This window comes from Streptomyces sp. NPDC001406 (assembly GCF_042895285.1).
Classification (GTDB): Bacteria; Actinomycetota; Actinomycetes; order Streptomycetales; family Streptomycetaceae; genus Streptomyces.
On record NZ_JBIAWG010000004.1, the window covers coordinates 473,377 to 489,653 of the forward strand.

Here is a 16,277-nt window from a genome sequence, read left to right on the forward strand (position 1 = left end):
TCGCTCCTCCAGAGATGATGGGAGCGCTCCCAAGTGCCTACGCCGGTCATGTTGTTCGAGTCATGACAGGACGTCAACGGTCGGGACAGGACCGATTCCGCTCGCCCGCGCTCCGCCGCCACGCCCGCGCGAGGACCGCACCCGCATGCAAGGCTGGTCGAGAGAAAGGGAGGATTCATATCAAGCCAGACAAATAGGCAAAAGAGGCAGAGGTATGGACGAGAAGCAATTCATACAGGCGGTGTCGGAGCGCACGGGCCTGACACGCCAGGAAGCCGCGGACCTCACCCGGGCCACGCTCGAAACGCTCGCCCATCGGCTGAGCTCCGGCGAGGCCCTGGAACTGATCATGGAGCTGCCGGAGGGCCTGGCCCGGTCCGTGCGCCGGGGACTCGGCAGCCGGACCGAGAGCTTCGGCTACCAGGACGCCGTACGACGGGTGGCCGAGCGCAACCTGCTCACCGAGGAGGAGACCGACCGGGGCATGCGCGCGGTCCTGGTGGAACTCCACGAGGCGATCAGCGAGCGGGAGTTCGTGCAGCTGATGTCACAGCTCGGAACCGAGTTCTCGCAGGCGGTCGCGTCGGCCGAGTGACGGGTCGCCTCGCCTCGCCTCCGAGGTGAGGCGGCGAGGCGGGGCGCTGAGGCGGTGAGGCGGTGAGGCGGTGAGGCGGTGAGGCGGTGAGGCGACCGTTCCCGGCGGGTCAGCCCGCGGGCACGTCCAGCCTGCTGATGCGCGCGGCGCCCGGTGTCTCGCCCGGGTGGCCGCTGGTCAGGGTGAGCCGGATCCGGGAGCCGCGCACCGGGCCGAAGGTGATCACCGTCGGGGTGTCCGAGGAGGCCGCCCAGTCCACCGTCGCTCCCTCCACCGGGAGGTAGGTGTGTCCGTCCCACACCGCGACCTCGACGGACGCGGGCAGCGAGTGGGTCGCGTCCACGGTGAAGGAGACCTCCGCCCGGTCGAAGGTCCGGATGCGCCCGAAGTCGACAGCGACCCAGTCCCTCGGGCGGGCCCCGCTGAAGGCGGGCAACAGTGCCGTCGCCGACTTGGTGAAGGCGTTGGACCAGCCAGTGGCCGGGTCGCCGTCGAGCATCGCGGCCGGGAGGGTGTCCGGGCGTCCGGAGTAACTCGCGTCCGCGTAGGGGTAGTCCGGCGGCGAGGGGAGGTCGGGCCCGAATGCGGGGGCGGGAGTGCGGGCGACGGAGCGGGCGGGCGTGGTGCGGACTGCCGCGGTGCCCCTGCGCAGACCGTCCACACGCGCCGTGACCTTCAGCGTGCCCGCGTCGGTGCCGGACCGCACAAAGGCAAGTGCCTTGCCGTGGAAGGCGGTTCGGGTACTGGCCTGATAGCGCTCCGCGCTCTCCTCACGTCCGTTGTCGAGCCCGGCCAGGGAGCCACCGCTCACCTCGAAGGTGATGAGGTGCTCGGCGTCGGGCACCACCACCCCGTGGGCGTCGACGATCTCGGCGGTCACGAAGACCAGTGAACGGCCGTCGGCGGGAAGGGACTTGCGGTCGGCGGTGAGTCGTACGGCGTGCGGGGCACCGGCCGTACGCAGAACGTCGGTGGGTCGAAGCGGTAGCTGCGGATCCCGAAGGTGGTGCGGTGGGTGTCGGTGGTCGTGCCGTCGACGCGGAGTTCGGTCTCCAGGGTGTAGCGGTGCGGGGCGGCGAAGTCCCACAACCTGGGTTCGGGGACGGTGAGTTCATGGGTCTCGGCCGCCTCGTCGGAGACGGCCACGGTGGACGACGTACGGGCGACCGTGCGCCCTTCGGGGTCCAGGATCCGGGAGCGGACCTGGACGTCCGCGCCGGTTCCGGACGCGTTGACGACGGCCGTCCGCACCCGGACCAGCGCCCGCTCGGCGGTGATGTCCGGCGTCGTGACACGGGTGCCCCAGCGCGCCACGTGCACGGGCTCGGTCACCACCAGCCGGGCCTCGCGGTAGATGCCGCTGCCCGAGTACCAGCGGCTGCTGGGCAGCCGGTTCTGGACCTTGACCGCGATGACGTTCTCGGTGCTGCCGTCGGTGTGCAGCAGGTCGGTGAGGTCGAAGGCGAAGCCCGTGTAGCCGTAGGGGTGGCGGCCGAGCTCGGTGCCGTTGCAGTAGACGTACGCGTCCATGTAGACGCCGTCGAACTCCACCGAGACCCGGCTGCCCGCCCGGCCGGGCGGCACGGTGAAGGCGGTCCGGTACCAGCCGAGGCCGCCGGGGAAGAACCCGGTGCCGCTGGTGGTGCCGTTCTCCGTGGTGGGGGTCTGCTCGATGCTCCAGTCGTGCGGCACCGCGACCTCGCGCCAGCCCGAGTCGTCGTACCCCGGGTCGGCGGCGTGCGCGTAGGCGCCGGTCGGGTCGGTGATCCCACCCGGGTTGACCAGCGCGAAGCGCCAGCCGTCCCGGAGCGGAACCGTGCGGCGTCCCCCGGCACGCCCGGACGCCTCGGCCGCCCGTGCGTCCGGGGCGCCCAGGAGCGCTGAGGCCGTGGGGGCTGCCGCCCCGGCGACCAAAACCGATCTGCGAGTGACCGTCATGACGGCTCTCCCTCATCAGGGCCCAGAAGTACTCACAACTGATCGCGAACAAACAGATTCTGACGGTATGCCACACAGGGCCGTCAAGGGTGCGGGAACACACTCCGGCCCCGGGCATCACATCGGCCGAATCGGCACCTTGACCGTCGCGCCCGGTCACCGAGAGGTTGCCGTCCGTGGGAGAGGCGGACGCACTAGGCTGGAACACAAGTGACGCACCTGTTCACTGTGAGTGTGCGCTTGGGAGCGGCGACGATGAGCCCGGACTATCCGTTCGACGATGCGGCTACGGCCCGGGCTGTCATCGGCGAGGACGGCACGCTGGTCGAGTGGAACGAGGGCGCCCGCCGGCTGCTCGGCCACCCGGCCGCCGCCGTCGTGGGCCGCCCCGCGGCCCAGCTGCTGGCCGGAGACGGGGTCCTTCCCCTGCCCGCCGGCTCACGCTGGGACGGAACGGTCGGTCTGCGCCACCGCGACGGCCGTACGGTGTCGGTGTGGCTGCTGGCCCACCACCGTCCGCCGCGCGACGACCGCCCCGCCGACTGGCTCGTCGTCACCCCGCTCGCGGGCGGCCCGCCCGCACCGGACGACCCGCTGGCCGGCGCCGCGCTGGTCCAGTCCCCGTGCGCCGTCTCGGTGTACGACGAACAGCTGCGGCTGCGCACCATGAACGCCGCGATGGCCGAGGTGATCGGGCTGCCCCTGGAGCACGCCCAGGGGCTCAGGATGTCCGAGATCGGCGGCAAGCCGGAGAGCGACGAGCTGGAGAGCCATCTGCTCCGGGTACTCACCACCGGGCGGCCACTGGACGCCGAGACCTTCATGCGGGCCGGCCGCGAGGACCGGGCGCACGCCTGGCTGGCCCGGATGGCTCCGGTCACCGACGCCGAGGGGCGGGTGCGCGGGGTGTCCCTGACCGCCCACGACTTCACCGACAACTACCGGGCCCGGGAACGGCTGCAACTGGTCAACGAGGCGAGTGCCCGCATCGGCACCACCCTCGACGTCACCCGCACGGCTCAGGAGCTGGCGGACGTGTGCGTGCCGGCGCTCGCCGACTTCGTCCGCGTCGACCTGCTGGATCCGCAGGAGCACGGCGGCGAGCCCCCGGCCCGGATCACCGCGCCGGTCCCGCTGCGCCGGGCCGCGCACCGGTCGGTGCTCCGGGGCACCCCCGAGGCGATGGTCGGGCCCGGCAACGTCGAGTTCTACCCCGCCTCGTCCCCGCAGGCCGACTCGCTCACGGCCGGCCGCACGATCGTGGCCTCGGTGCCCTCCGACATCGAGCAGTGGCTGGCCGCGGACACGGCGCGCGGCGAGCGGGCGCGGGAGTTCGGCATCCACTCCGTGATGTCCGTGCCGATGCGGGCGCGCGGGCTGACCCTGGGGGTCGTCGTACTGGCCCGGCACCGCCGCCCGGACCCCTTCACCCCGGACGACGTGCTGCTGGCCGAGGACATCACGGCCCGCGCCGCCGTGTGCGTCGACAACGCCCGCCGCTACTCACGCGAGCGCGACACCGCCCTCGCCCTCCAGCGCAGTCTGCTGCCCCGCTCGCTGCCGCGCACGGCCGCCGTGCAGGCCGCCTCGCGCTATCTGCCGGCGGCGAGCGCCGGGGTGGGCGGTGACTGGTTCGACGTGATCCCGCTGTCCGGGATGCGGGTCGCCATGGTCGTCGGGGACGTCATCGGCCACGGCGTCCAGGCCTCGGCCACCATGGGCCGGCTGCGCACCGCCGTGCGCACCCTCGCGGACATCGACCTGGCCCCGGACGAGCTGCTCACCCACCTCGACGACCTGGTGCTCCGGCTGTCGGAGGAGTCGGGCGGGGACAGCAGCCCCGGCGAGGTCGGCGCGACCTGCCTGTACGCCGTGTACGACCCGGTGTCACGCCGCTGCACCCTGGCCCGCGCCGGGCACCCCCAGCCCGTCCTGATCCCGCCCGGCGGACCGCCCCGCCAGCTCGACATGCCGGCCGGTCCCCCGCTGGGCCTCGGCGGGCTGCCGTTCGAGTCCACCGAGCTCGAACTCCGCGAGGGCAGCGTGCTCTCGCTGTACACCGACGGTCTGATCGAGGCCCTCGACCGGGACGTCGACACCGGTCACCGGCTGCTGCACCAGGCGCTGGCGTCGTACGCGGACTCGCTGGACGAGACCTGCGACCGTGTCCTGCGGGCCCTGCTGCCGCCGGGCGGCGCCCAGGACGACGTGGCCCTGCTGCTCGCGCGCACCCAGGGGCTGCCCGCCTCCCGGGTGGCGACCTGGGACATCCCGGCCGACCCGGCGCTCGTCGCGCCGATCCGCAAGCAGGCCGTGGGGCAGCTCGACACCTGGCGGCTGAGCCATGCCGCGTTCACCACGGAACTGGTGGTGAGCGAGCTCGTCACCAACGCCATCCGGTACGGCGCGCACCCCGTCCGGCTGCGGCTGATCCATGACGCGGCCACCCTGATCTGCGAGGTCTCCGACACCAGCCACACCGCCCCCCATCTGCGCCGGGCCAAGACCTGGGACGAGGGCGGGCGCGGGCTGCTCCTGGTCGCGCAGCTCACCCAGCGCTGGGGCAGCCGGCACACGGCCGACGGCAAGACGATCTGGGCGGAGATCGGTCTGTTCGAGGAGGAGGACGAGTAGTTTCCTGCCGCGATCGGCTCAGGAGGCCGTCAGCCAGGGCCGCACCTGTTTGCGGGCCTCGTGCAGCCGCGACTTGAGCGTGCCCAGCGGGATGCCGACGCGCTCGGCGACCTCGGCGTACTCCAGCTGGCAGATGTCCCGGTAGATCAGCGGCGCGACCAGGTGCGGGTGCTCGCGCTCCAGGCGGTCCAGCGCCTCCAGGAGATCCACCCTGGAGCCCGCGATCACGCTGGTCGTGCGCGGGTCGACGTACTGCGACGGCTCGATCGAGGCGGGCTGCTCGGCCGCCCGGCGCTTGAGCTCGCGGTACTTCTGGCGGGCGCAGTTCGTGACGACCGTGTAGAGCCAGGTGCTGAAGCGGCTGCGGCCCTCGAAGGTGGAGATCTTCCGGGCTATCTGGAGCAGCACGTCCTGCGCCGCCTCCTCCGCGTCCTCCCGGCAGGGCAGAAAGCGCCCGCAGCGCCGGACGACCTCGGGCCGGACCTCGGTCAGCAGCCGGTCCAGGGCCGCCGGGTCGCCCGCGGCGGCCCGCCGGGCGAGGTCTTCGGTCAGCACCGCGTCGTCCACGGAAGGTCCCTCTCGGAGTCGATCTCAGGGCAGGCATGATAGTCGCATGCAACCCCCGGAGCGGATCGGCCGCTACCGCCTCGAACGACCCCTGGGCAGTGGTGCCTTCGGCACGGTCTGGCTCGCCCACGACGATGTGCTCCAGGCACCGGTCGCGGTGAAGGTCCTCGCCGACAACTGGTCGCACCGCCTGGACATCCGCGACCGGTTCCTGTCCGAGGCGCGGCTGCTGCGCAAGGCCGACTCCAATCGCGTGGTGCAGGTCTACGACATCGGGGAACTGCCGGACGGCAGGCCGTACTTCGTGATGGAGTACGGCGACGCCGGCACTCTCGCCGACCGGGTCGCCGCAGGGCCGCTCCCGGTGCCCGAGGCGCTGCGGCTGACGGCCGAGGCCGCCCGGAGCGCGGCGGCACTGCACGAGGCCGGGATCGTGCACCGGGACATCAAGCCGAGCAACGTCCTGCTGCGCAGCGGGCCGGGCGGCACCCACCGCGTCCTGCTCGCCGACCTGGGCCTCGCCAAGAGCCTGGCGCAGGCCTCGGGGCTCACCCTGGCCGCCGGGTCGGCCGGATACCAGCCGCCGGAACAGGCGCAGCCCGGCGCGGGCATCGACGCGCGTGCCGACGTCTACAGCCTGGGCGCGGTCGGCTACGAACTGGTCACCGGCACCGTGCCGGGAGCCCCGGGGCAGGTCGTGCGCCCGCAGCGGCTGCGTCCGGATCTCGGCGACGACGTGCAGCGGGCGCTGATGCGCGCCCTGGAGCCGGACCGGGAGCGGCGCTGGCCGGGTGCCGGGGCCTTCGCGGACGAGCTGGACCGACTGGCCGCGCGTGCGTCGGCGGCACCGGCGCGTCGCAGGGCCGGCCGGCTCAGGCCCGGGCGTACCGCCCGCCCCGGGTCCGCGGCCCCGGCGGTGGCGAGCGGCGGAGCCGCACCTGCGGCGTTTGCCGTCCGGCCCCCGGCCGGGCAGTCGCCGCACCCCGCGCCCGCCGGACCACGCCGGCGCAGGCTCGACGGCCTCCGGAACCGGCTCAACGCGCTCACGCTGTCCCTGGCCGCGGTGCTCGCCGCGCTGATCGCGGCCGGCACGGTCACCTGGCTGCACCGGCACTCCGCGGCGGACGAGAACGTGCGGGTGGCGGACTCCACCGGGCGGGTGATGGCCGAGGTACCCGCCGACTGGGGCCGCGAGCTGCGCGACTCCGGCTGGAACCCCCAGGCCCTGAGGCTGAAGTCCGGGCACGAGCCGGGGCTGGAGGTCGCCGACGACCTGTCGAAGTGGCCGGACCTCACGGCCGCGGTCAACGGAGTCTTCATCGGCCTGAGCGAGCACGGCGACGTCACCGCCCGGGTGAACGCCCTCGGGCATTCCGGCTGCCACTACGCCGGCGCCCGCGCCTTCACCGGTACGGACTGGCACGGCCGTATCCGTGCCTGGAGCGACTGCCCGGACGGCGGCTCCCTCACGGAGACCGCGCTGACCCGGGCGGACGGCGCCGCGCAGCCGCAGGTGTATGTGCAGGTGCGTGGGGACGGCGACGCGACCGAGGGCATACTCCGCTCGCTCCGGGTCACCTGACGGGCAAGGATCGTAAAAGAACCACGCGGGTCGCGAACCTTTCCGGTGGCCCGTGCATCGCAGAGTCATGACGGCGCACACGGCGCCGCGGGCACGCGTCCGCCGTGTTCCTCGAAGATCCAGGAGTGTTGAGAGACATGGTGCACACCCCCTCCTTGCAGCGCGGGACCCTGCTCGTGAGCGCTGTCGCCGTACTGGGCCTCCTGACCGCGTGCGGCAGTCCCACGGTGCAGACGACGCCCTCGCGCACGGCATCCGGCACGGCGGGGCCCGCGACCGAGGACACGGCGGGCTCCACCGCGCCGTCGTCCGGCACCGCATCCGCCGCGACCGGCGGGGCTGCGTCCTCCGCCAAGGCGACCGGCGGCACGAGCGGCGCCACGACCACCGCCGGCTCGACCGCGCGCTGCCACACCTCCGAGCTGAGTGCCTCGGTCGGCCGCAACAACCCGGGCGCCGGGCAGGAGAACTTCCCGATCGTGCTCACCAACAAGTCCGGCCACACCTGCACCGTGCGCGGCTACCCCGGCGCCGCGTTCGTGAGCGCCTCGGGCGCCCAGCTCGGCCCGGACCCCAAGCGCTCCTCCGGTTCGCCGGCCACGGTCGCCCTGAAGCCCGGGCAGAGCGCCTGGGCGGGGCTGTCCTTCTCCAACCCGGAGATCAGCGGCGCGAAGACGGCGACCCCGGCCGCGCTGGTCGTCACCCCGCCGGACGAACGGGACTCGCTCAAAGTGACGTGGACGGCCGGCGAGGTGCCCGTCTCCGGGAACGCCTCCTCCGTCTTCCTGACGGTCTTCAGCGCCGGTACCGGCGCCTGACCCACCCGACCCGGACCCCGCTGCCTCTCCCCCCGGCAGCGGGGTTCGTCATTGCCGCGCCACAACTGTCACAGGACGGCAACAGGCCTCGGCCGCCCCGATCTTTCCGCCGTGACCGCCCATCGAAACCCCTCGACCGCACAGCACAAAGGCTCCGCCCGGAGCCGCGACGAGGAATCGGGGACGAACATGAGCGGCATCTCACGCAGAGGTCTGCTGACCGCGGGGGCGACGGCGGGCGCGCTGGGCGCTCTGACGGCCTGCTCGTCCGGAGGCTGGTCCCTGAGTGGTGACGGGGGCCCCGGACCCGGCAGGAGCACGGAGCAGCAGGCCCGGCCCGTGAAGACGATCGGCGACGGCTCCACCGCCGACACCGGCGCCCAGCCCAAGCAGCCGAAGGCCACCCGGCTGAAGCCCGGGGAGCAACCGCCCCAGTTCGTGGTGTTCTCCTGGGACGGGGCGGGCGAGATCAGCAACAAGCTCTTCTCCCGGTTCCGCAAGACAGCCGCCGACCACGGCGCCGCGATGACCTTCTTCCTCAGCGGCATCTACACGCTGCCCGAGTCCAAGAAGCACCTCTACCGTCCCCCGCAGCACCCGGTCGGCGCCTCCGCGATCGGCTACCTCGCCGACCGGCACATCCACGCCACCCTCCAGCAGGTGCGCGCCGCCTGGCTCGAGGGCCATGAGATCGGCACCCACTTCAACGGGCACTTCTGCGGCGCGGACGGCGTGCGCAACTGGTCGTCCGCCGAATGGCGCAGCGAGATCGACCAGGCCGTTTCCTTCGTCACCCGGTGGAAGACGAACACCGGCTTCACCGACCTCGAACCGCTGCCCTTCGACTACCGCAAGGAGCTGATCGGCGGCCGCACCCCGTGTCTGGAGGGCCAGGCCGCGCTGCTGCCCACGGCGGCCGCGCTGGGCTGGAAGTACGACGCCAGCTCCCCCGGCGGGCTGCAGATCTGGCCGGGCAAGGTGCAGGGCGGCCGGATCTGGGACTTCCCGCTGCAGTCCATACCGTTCTCCGGCCACTCCTTCCAGGTGCTGTCGATGGACTACAACATGATGTTCAACCAGTCCGCCGGGAACCCGCTGGGCGACCGTGCCCAGTACGACGCCTGGCGCGCCCAGGCCCGCGACACCTACCTCGCCGGGTTCCAGCGCGCCTACACCACCAACCGGGCGCCCTTCTTCATCGGCAACCACTTCGAGCGCTGGAACGGCGGCATCTACATGGACGCCGTCGAGGAGGCCATCGGCCGCATGGCCGAGCACGACGACGTGCGCTTCGTCTCCTTCAAGCAGCTCGTGGCCTGGCTGGAGGCCCAGGACCCGGCGGTGCTGCGCAAGCTGCGCACGCTCAACCCCGGGACGTCCCCCACGGGCGGCTGGGCGGAGTTCCTGGGCGCGGCGGGCACACCGTCCTCCTGACTCCGCCCCGTCACCGCTGCGCGGGCGCGCGGTTCCTCAGCGGCCGCGGCGGCCGGTGCCCGGGCCGTAGCCGCCGTCGTGCCGGCCGCCCCAGGAGCAGGCGTACGGGTAGGTGGCACAGACGTCCGCGGAGTCGGAGGCCGACGGCGTCGGCTGCGGGGTCGACGCGGTCGCCGACGGGGTCCTCGCGGCCTTGGGGGTGGCGGCGGGCGCCGACGACGGCGGGCTGTCGGCGCCCCAGTTGACCACCTCCATCTGGAGGTCGGGCTTGGAGGTGTCGATCACCCAGCGCTGGTCCGCGGTGTTCGCGCGCGTCTTGACGACGAGGGCGCCCCCGCCGTCGGTGGCGGCCGGGGTGAGGGCCAGGTCCTGGTCCCAGCGGGGCACCAGGGCGCCCTGGAGGGTGAAGTCGTAGCGGACATTCTTGGCGCCGGGCCGGGTGGCGCCGGTGCACGAGGCGAGCCGGACCGAGTAGCCGAGGTGGGAGTCCAGGCACAGCTCGGGGGCGGCGGCGCTGCGCAGCCGTCCGTCGGTCTCGTACGTCCATCGCTGGCTCGCGGCCGAGGAGCACTTGGCGAGTTCGGTCTCCGCGCCCTCGACGGCCTTGTCGCCCTCGACGGCGACGCACAGACCGGAGCCGACGTTGTGCAGCCGGCCGCTCAGGGTGCCCTGGGAGGTCTGGCTCGCACCGGCCCAGGAGGGCCCCCGGGGCGACGAGCCGGGGCCGGGCGTCTTGGCGGACCTGCCGTCCGGGGCCGGTGCGGGGCCGTCGCCGGAGGAGAGGACGGACCACAGGATCAGCGGCAGGACCACGAGTCCGCCGACGGTGGCCACGGCCGCGGCGAGGTTCCGCCGGCGGGCGCGCCCGGCCGCCCGGTGTGCGGAGCGGCGGGAGCGGGCGCCGCCGGCGGGGGCGGCAGGGCGGGTCGCGGCACGGAGTCCGGAGGCCGCGCGGCGGGCGCCGGCGCGGGGGCCCGGAGCCGGGCGCCGGAGAGCGGACGCCCCCTGCCCGGCGAGGACTGATGTGTCGCCGTCGGCGATGCCCGGGGGCGTCGCGGCGAAGGCCTCGCCCACGACTGATGTGAACGGTTCGCCGCCCGCCGGGGCCGCGGCCGGCGGCTGCGGGGGTTCGGGGTCGGCGGGCTCCCCGGTCTGGCCCGCCCTGGACTCCACGTAGGCCTGTGCGCCCCAGCCGAGCACGGCCTCGGCCAGGGCGACGCCGAGGAATCCGTTGAACGTGTCCAGTTGGTCGGCGGTGTGGCGGCAGTGCGTGCAGCGGTTGAGGTGCTGCTGGAGGTCCGGGTCGACGGTCATCGCGCCGCGCCGGAAGGTCACGTCCAGCATCCGGATGTAGCGCAGGCACTCGTCCTCGGTGGCGAGTTCACGGTGGACCTGCAAGGACTCCTCGCGCAGCCGCACGCGGGCCCGGTGCAGTTCGGCGCGGGCCCCCTCCTCGTCCAGTCCGAGCAGGGCCGCCGGCACGGCGAGCGGTTCGGCCTCGACCTCGGTGTGCCACAGGACGGCGCGGGAGGACTGGGGCAGCCGCTGGAACGCCCGTGACAGCAGGCGCCGGTTCGAGGGCGGCAGCAGCCGGGCTGCCGCGCGGTCCCCGGGGCCGGTGCCGGTGAGGAGGGCGGGGTGCAGCAGTTCCTGGCGGCCGTCGCTGTCCCACTCCGCCGCGATGCGGCGCACGGCGACCAGCAGATGGGGCCGCCAGGCGGAGGTCGGGCCCGCCTGCCGGAGGGACTCCCCGAAGAGCCTCGTGAACGCCGCGGTGGTGAGCATCCCCGCCGCGCGCGGTCCGTCGGTGCACAGCCGGGCGTAGGCGAAGGCCGCTTCCCAATGCCGGTCGAGGAGTTCGCCGACGGGATGCAGCGCGGGCGTCGTCCCCGTCCACTTCTTCAGCTCGGCGCTCAGTTGCTCGTCCGTGACGTCGAACGGTCTGGCCGGGCTCGGGGAATTCGACGAGCCTGCGTCATTCACGGCTGCATTCCTCCCAGACACAACACGGGATTTAGTCCATACCAATGGGCATGCGGCCGGGCCGACTTGGCCCGAACGGAGTTCGGCATCTCGAACGTTCGCCTTCGGCAGCTCTTTTGAAGCGTGGGGGGCGTACGGGAGCGGCCTCGCGCGCACAGCGGCAAAATAATTGTCTGCGCGCCGACAGCGCACACTTTTGCACAGGCCAGCCTGTATGAACAAGAGATCCAGACGTTTTGACATTGCTCAAACACCCGGTGGAATTGACGAATCGTCAATAGATCACGTGGGTCAGATCCTGCCGTGGCGAATCGCCCGGTAATTGCGGTATCGCTCGCGGCCCAACCGCAGCGCCGACCGCTTCCGGCGTTCCTTCATCGGTCACTACGTGGGCCGCTCCACGCGGCGCATCGGCGGCTACTACTGCACGCTGTCCATGTCCGGCGAGAGCGTCCCGCTCCCGAAGAGCGAGGGCGCCGGTCCGTGCGGCACCGAGTTCGCACCGCACGGACCTCACTGACGGACCGTCAGTGGCCGCTGATGGCGTGCGGGGTGTAGGGCGCCTCCAGCTCCTCGATCTCCTTCTCGCTCAGTTCGAGTTCCACGGCGGCCACCGCGTCCTCGATGTGCCGCGGCCTGGCGGCACCGACGATCGGCGCGACCACCGTGTCCCGGTGCAGCAGCCAGGCGAGGGCGACCTGGGCGCGCGGGACACCCCGGTCGCCGGCGATGCGGGTGACGGCCTCGACGATCGCGTGGTCGCCCTCCAGGTAGAGGCGGCTGCCGAAGTTGTCGTTCGCGCTGCGCTCGGTGACGGTGCCCCAGTCGCGAGTGAGGCGACCGCGGGCCAGCGGGCTCCAGGGCAGCACGCCGACTCCCTGGTCCGCGCAGAGCGGCAGCATCTCCCGCTCCTCCTCGCGGTAGAGGAGGTTGTAGTGGTTCTGCATGGACACGAACCTGGTCCAGCCGTGCCGCTCGGCGGTGTACTGGGCCTTGGAGAACTCCCAGGCGTACATCGAACTGGCCCCGAGGTAGCGGACCTTGCCCGCCTTGACCAGGTCGTGCAGCGCCTCCATCGTCTCCTCGACCGGCGTGGCGTGGTCGTAGCGGTGGATCTGGTAGAGGTCGACGTAGTCGGTGCCGAGGCGGCGCAGGCTGTGGTCGATCTCCGACATGATCGCCTTGCGCGACAGCCCGCCCCCGTTCGGCCCCGGGCGCATCCGCCCGTGCACCTTGGTGGCGAGCACGACCTCGTCGCGGGACGCGAAGTCGCGCAGCGCCTTCCCCACGATCTCCTCGCTGGTGCCGTCCGAGTAGACGTTGGCCGTGTCGAAGAAGTTGACGCCCGCCTCCAGCGCCTGCCGGATCAGCGGGCGTGACGCCTCCTCGTCGAGGGTCCACTCGTGGACTCCGCGGTCGGGCAGGCCGTAGGTCATGCAGCCCAGACAGATCCGCGACACGTCCAGGCCCGTCGAACCGAGCTTCACGTACTGCATCGTTGCTGCTCCTGCCTTCGGGTCGGTTAGGGACTGGGAGCGTACGACGTCGAACCACCCCCACTTGACGACCATCGTGTGCGGACGGTTGGATCCTGAAACATGTGTCGCCGCGCTCGGCGCGGGCACGCAGAGGTGCGCCCAGCCGGTAACGGACACGTTCCCAGTCCGGCCCGAGTCGCCAGGACCGCCGCGCAGGTCCGAGGCGGGGCCGTACCCGCGATTGATGGAGCGGAGTACATGCCCGCCAAGGGTGTTTCCCGCGTCGGAGGTCCCGGGACGACCGCCGGCGCCGTCGTGTGTGCGGTCGCGTTGGCCGTGGGGCTGACGGGATGCGGATCGAGCGGCTCGCCGCAGCCGTCGCGGAGTGCCTCCCCTCAGGTGCGGCTCCCGCCGCGGCACGCCGGTTTCGACTACCAGATCGGCGGTGCCTATCCCCCGCCGAAGGGCGTGCGCATCGTCAGCCGCGACCGCTCCTCGTCCCCCGCGCCCGGCCGCTACAACATCTGCTACGTCAACGCCTTCCAGGCCCAGCCGGAGGAGCGCGCCGCCTGGCCCGCCGACCTGCTGCTGCGCGATGCCGACGGCAAGCTGGTCATCGACGAGGACTGGAACGAACCGCTGCTCGACCTCCGCACCCCGGCCAAGCGCGAGCGCGTCGCCCGGAAGGTCGACCGCTGGATCGACGAGTGCGCCACCAAGGGCTTCGACGCCGTCGAGCCGGACAACTACGACAGCTACACACGCTCCCAGGACCTGCTCACCGCCGACGACGCGACCGCGTTCATCGCCCTGCTCTCCCGGCACGCGCACGCCCGGCGCCTGGCCATCGGCCAGAAGAACACACCCGAACTGGCGAGCGTCAGGAAGAAGGCCGGGCTGGACTTCGCGGTGGCCGAGGAGTGCGGTGAGTACGACGAGTGCGGCACCTATGCCAAGGCGTTCGACGACCGGGTGGTCGTCGTCGAGTACTCGGACAAGGGCCTGCGCAAGGCCGTCGCGGGCTTCGGCGACAGGCTGAGCATCGTGCGCCGGGACCGGATGGTGTCGACACCGGGCAGTGCCGGCTACGTGCGCAAGCTACGCCCGTGACCGCACGCCTGCCCGGCCGCGCCGCTCACCAGTCGCGCTCCAGCAGTGCCAGCGCGTCCTCCCACGGGAACTTCGGCCGTCTGCCGGACTCGTCGGGCTCACCGGAGTAGGGCTCGCCGAACCGGACTCCCATCCCGCGCAGCCGTATCAGGCTGTCCTGGTAGGCGGGATGGGCGGCCAGCGCGTCCGCCACGCACGGCAGGACGGCGATCGGGACGCCCAGACCGTGGGCCTCGCAGAGCGTGCCCAGGGCGAGGGTGTCGGCGATCCCGGCCGCCCACTTGTTGACCGTGTTGAAGGTGGCCGGCGCGACCACCACGGCGTCCGGCGCCGGGAAGGGGCGCGGATCGGCCGGGGTCCGCCAGGCGGAGCGGACGGGGCGGCCGGTCTGCGCCTCGACGGCGGCGACGTCGAAGAACCCGCCCGTCGCGACCGGCGTCGCTATGACGCCGACCTCCCAGTCCCGCTCCTGCGCGGCGGTGATCAGCTTGCTGACGCCCGCGGCGATCCCGGCGGCGCAGACGACGAGGTAGAGGAACGGTCTCTCGGCCTGTTCGGTCATTCGGGCACCCTACTGGGGCGCAGGACACGGCTCCCGCCCGCGCTCGGGGCAGTGGATGCCGCCGGAGCGCGGCGGACGGTGTCAGCCGGTGGCGGCTTCGGTCACCTTGATGGCGCCGACCGGGCAGGCGCGGGCCGCGTCCCGCACCATCGGGTCGCCGGCGCCGTCCTCCTTGCCGGGGACGAGCATGCTGTAGCCGTCGTCGTCCTGGGTGAAGACGTTCGGGGCGGCCAGGGCACACTGGCCCGCGCCGATACAGACGTCCCTGTCGATGTCGATCTCGATGTCGTTGCGCATGGCAAGAGCCTCTTACCAGGTCACGGGGAGTTCCAGCATCCCCTGGATCGTGTCGCCGGGTTTGAAGGGAATCTCCTCCGGCGGGGCGGCAAGACGCAGTCCCGGCAGCCGTGCGAAGAGCGTGCCCAGGGCGATCTCCATCTCGGCGCGTGCCAGGTTCTGACCGAGACACTGATGGATGCCGAAGCCGAAGCCGACGTGGTGGCGGGCCGGGCGGTGCCAGTCCAGGGTGTCGGGCTCGGGGTACACGGAGTCGTCGCGGTTGATGACGGAGGTCGCGAAGACCACACCCTCGCCCTTGCGGATCGTCGCCCCCTCCACCTCGATGTCCTCCAGGGCGATGCGGAGCAGCCCGTCCGCGATCGACAGCATCCGCATCAGCTCCTCGACCGCGGCGGGCAGGAGCGCGGGGTCGGCGCGCAGCTCGGCCAGCCGCTCGGGGTTCCGCAGGAGCGTGTAGGTGCCGAGGGAGATCATGTTGGCGGTGGTCTCATGGCCCGCGACCAGCAGGATGATCGCCAGCGCGACGAGCTCCTCGCGGTCCATGTCGCCGTCGCGCAGCTGCTGGTGGACGAGTTCGTCGAGAATGCCGTCGCCGGACTCCGGGTCCTGCCGCTTGCGCTCGATCAACGCGAGCAGATACCTCTCCAGCCGCCCCCGCGCGTCCAGGGTGTCGGCGGCCTCCGGTCCGCGCAGCAGGCGGCGCGACTGCTCCTCGAAGAACTCGTGGTCGGCGTACGGGACGCCGAGCAGCGAGCAGATCACCATCGACGGCACGGGCAGCGCGAACGCGCTCACCAGTTCGGCGCCCGGGCCGTGCGCGATCATCGCGTCGATCAGCTCGTCGACGATCCGCTGGATGTCGGGCCGCAGTCCGGCGGCGCGTTTCACGCTGAAGGAGGGGATCATCAGCCGCCGCTGGGTGCGGTGCTCGGGGTCGTCGACGCCCAGCAGGGCGACCCGGACGGCGCGGGTGGCGGCGAAGCGTGCCGTGAGCATGGGAAAGCCGGGTCGGCTGCGGTCGGTGGACAGCCGGGGGTCGGACAGCAGCGCCCGGGCGGCGGCATGGCCGGTGACCATCCAGGCCGGACGGCCGTCGTAGAGGGTGACCCGGGACAGGGGGCGACGGTCGCGCAGGGGGTCGTAGCCGGTGGGCGGGTGGTAGGGGCAGGTGCGGTCCTGGGGGAAGGCGACGGGTGTGGCCGGACCGGTCGGTTCCGTGAGTTCCGTCAGTTCCGTCATGGAACACCTCGCAGAAGAAGAGTGCGTCGTGCCGATC

At 72.5% G+C, this 16,277-nt stretch carries 12 protein-coding genes and 2 pseudogenes; 7 read left to right on the forward strand and 7 right to left on the reverse strand.

Going from position 1 to position 16,277, the window contains the following annotated elements:
* The first annotated feature begins 214 nt into the window (after positions 1–214).
* Positions 215–595: a DUF2267 domain-containing protein gene (locus tag ACFY1J_RS12425; protein WP_390705857.1), complete on the forward strand. Its 381-nt coding sequence runs from the start codon at positions 215–217 to the stop codon at positions 593–595.
* Positions 596–704: 109 nt separating this feature from the next.
* Here ACFY1J_RS12425 and ACFY1J_RS12430 read toward each other — a convergent pair.
* A pseudogene (locus ACFY1J_RS12430) lies at positions 705–2,533 on the reverse strand (sugar-binding domain-containing protein).
* 255 nt (positions 2,534–2,788) lie between these two features.
* Here ACFY1J_RS12430 and ACFY1J_RS12435 point away from each other — a divergent pair.
* Complete coding sequence (locus ACFY1J_RS12435) at positions 2,789–5,167, forward strand: SpoIIE family protein phosphatase (protein ID WP_390705855.1); 2,379 nt, start codon at positions 2,789–2,791, stop codon at positions 5,165–5,167.
* Between the two features lie 18 nt (positions 5,168–5,185).
* On the opposite strand, the gene ACFY1J_RS12440 is transcribed toward ACFY1J_RS12435, so the two are convergent.
* Positions 5,186–5,734 carry an RNA polymerase sigma factor gene (locus ACFY1J_RS12440; RefSeq protein WP_390705854.1) on the reverse strand — a complete coding sequence of 183 codons (549 nt, stop codon included), beginning with the start codon at positions 5,732–5,734 and terminating at the stop codon, positions 5,186–5,188.
* A gap of 46 nt (positions 5,735–5,780) precedes the next feature.
* On the opposite strand from ACFY1J_RS12440, the gene ACFY1J_RS12445 reads away from it, so the two are divergent.
* From ACFY1J_RS12445 to ACFY1J_RS12455, 3 genes are all read left to right on the forward strand, one after another.
* Positions 5,781–7,316: a serine/threonine-protein kinase gene (locus ACFY1J_RS12445; RefSeq protein WP_390705853.1), complete on the forward strand. Its 1,536-nt coding sequence runs from the start codon at positions 5,781–5,783 to the stop codon at positions 7,314–7,316.
* A 137-nt stretch (positions 7,317–7,453) separates the two neighbouring features.
* The gene (locus tag ACFY1J_RS12450; RefSeq protein ID WP_390705852.1) at positions 7,454–8,134 is read left to right on the forward strand and encodes a DUF4232 domain-containing protein; all 681 of its coding nucleotides are present in this window, start codon (positions 7,454–7,456) and stop codon (positions 8,132–8,134) included.
* A gap of 189 nt (positions 8,135–8,323) precedes the next feature.
* Positions 8,324–9,568 (forward strand): hypothetical protein, encoded by a 1,245-nt coding sequence (locus ACFY1J_RS12455; protein WP_390705851.1) that lies wholly within the window; start codon positions 8,324–8,326, stop codon positions 9,566–9,568.
* A 36-nt stretch (positions 9,569–9,604) separates the two neighbouring features.
* Here the strand turns inward: ACFY1J_RS12455 and ACFY1J_RS12460 are convergent, their stop codons facing one another.
* Positions 9,605–11,551 (reverse strand): ricin-type beta-trefoil lectin domain protein, encoded by a 1,947-nt coding sequence (locus ACFY1J_RS12460; RefSeq protein WP_390731192.1) that lies wholly within the window; start codon positions 11,549–11,551, stop codon positions 9,605–9,607.
* 322 nt (positions 11,552–11,873) lie between these two features.
* Here ACFY1J_RS12460 and ACFY1J_RS12465 point away from each other — a divergent pair.
* Positions 11,874–12,071: pseudogene (locus tag ACFY1J_RS12465) on the forward strand (phytanoyl-CoA dioxygenase family protein); the annotation flags it as partial.
* A gap of 7 nt (positions 12,072–12,078) precedes the next feature.
* Here ACFY1J_RS12465 and ACFY1J_RS12470 read toward each other — a convergent pair.
* Positions 12,079–13,047, reverse strand: coding sequence for an aldo/keto reductase (locus tag ACFY1J_RS12470; protein WP_390705849.1), 969 nt, complete (start codon positions 13,045–13,047; stop codon positions 12,079–12,081).
* Between the two features lie 240 nt (positions 13,048–13,287).
* On the opposite strand from ACFY1J_RS12470, the gene ACFY1J_RS12475 reads away from it, so the two are divergent.
* Positions 13,288–14,139, forward strand: coding sequence for an endo alpha-1,4 polygalactosaminidase (locus ACFY1J_RS12475; protein WP_390705848.1), 852 nt, complete (start codon positions 13,288–13,290; stop codon positions 14,137–14,139).
* 25 nt (positions 14,140–14,164) lie between these two features.
* On the opposite strand, the gene ACFY1J_RS12480 is transcribed toward ACFY1J_RS12475, so the two are convergent.
* The 3 genes from ACFY1J_RS12480 to ACFY1J_RS12490 form a co-directional block, all read right to left on the reverse strand.
* Entirely contained in the window at positions 14,165–14,701 is a 537-nt protein-coding gene (locus tag ACFY1J_RS12480) for a flavoprotein (protein WP_390705847.1), read from the reverse strand.
* Between the two features lie 81 nt (positions 14,702–14,782).
* Positions 14,783–14,998 (reverse strand): ferredoxin, encoded by a 216-nt coding sequence (locus ACFY1J_RS12485; protein ID WP_390705846.1) that lies wholly within the window; start codon positions 14,996–14,998, stop codon positions 14,783–14,785.
* 12 nt (positions 14,999–15,010) lie between these two features.
* A complete protein-coding gene (locus tag ACFY1J_RS12490; RefSeq protein WP_390705845.1) occupies positions 15,011–16,240 on the reverse strand; it encodes a cytochrome P450 in 1,230 nt (409 codons plus the stop codon).
* Between the last annotated feature and the right edge of the window lie 37 nt (positions 16,241–16,277).

Excerpts from the sequence above, each read along its gene's own strand:
- ACFY1J_RS12425 (WP_390705857.1), top strand. The coding sequence starts at position 215 with ATGGACGAGAAGCAATTCATACAGGCGGTGTCGGAGCGCACGGGCCTG.
- ACFY1J_RS12445 (WP_390705853.1), top strand. The coding sequence starts at position 5,781 with ATGCAACCCCCGGAGCGGATCGGCCGCTACCGCCTCGAACGACCCCTG.
- ACFY1J_RS12450 (WP_390705852.1), top strand. The coding sequence starts at position 7,454 with ATGGTGCACACCCCCTCCTTGCAGCGCGGGACCCTGCTCGTGAGCGCT.
- ACFY1J_RS12485 (WP_390705846.1), bottom strand. The coding sequence starts at position 14,998 with ATGCGCAACGACATCGAGATCGACATCGACAGGGACGTCTGTATCGGC.
- ACFY1J_RS12490 (WP_390705845.1), bottom strand. The coding sequence starts at position 16,240 with ATGACGGAACTGACGGAACTCACGGAACCGACCGGTCCGGCCACACCC.
- ACFY1J_RS12475 (WP_390705848.1), top strand. The coding sequence starts at position 13,288 with ATGCCCGCCAAGGGTGTTTCCCGCGTCGGAGGTCCCGGGACGACCGCC.
- ACFY1J_RS12480 (WP_390705847.1), bottom strand. The coding sequence starts at position 14,701 with ATGACCGAACAGGCCGAGAGACCGTTCCTCTACCTCGTCGTCTGCGCC.
- ACFY1J_RS12470 (WP_390705849.1), bottom strand. The coding sequence starts at position 13,047 with ATGCAGTACGTGAAGCTCGGTTCGACGGGCCTGGACGTGTCGCGGATC.
- ACFY1J_RS12435 (WP_390705855.1), top strand. The coding sequence starts at position 2,789 with ATGAGCCCGGACTATCCGTTCGACGATGCGGCTACGGCCCGGGCTGTC.
- ACFY1J_RS12455 (WP_390705851.1), top strand. The coding sequence starts at position 8,324 with ATGAGCGGCATCTCACGCAGAGGTCTGCTGACCGCGGGGGCGACGGCG.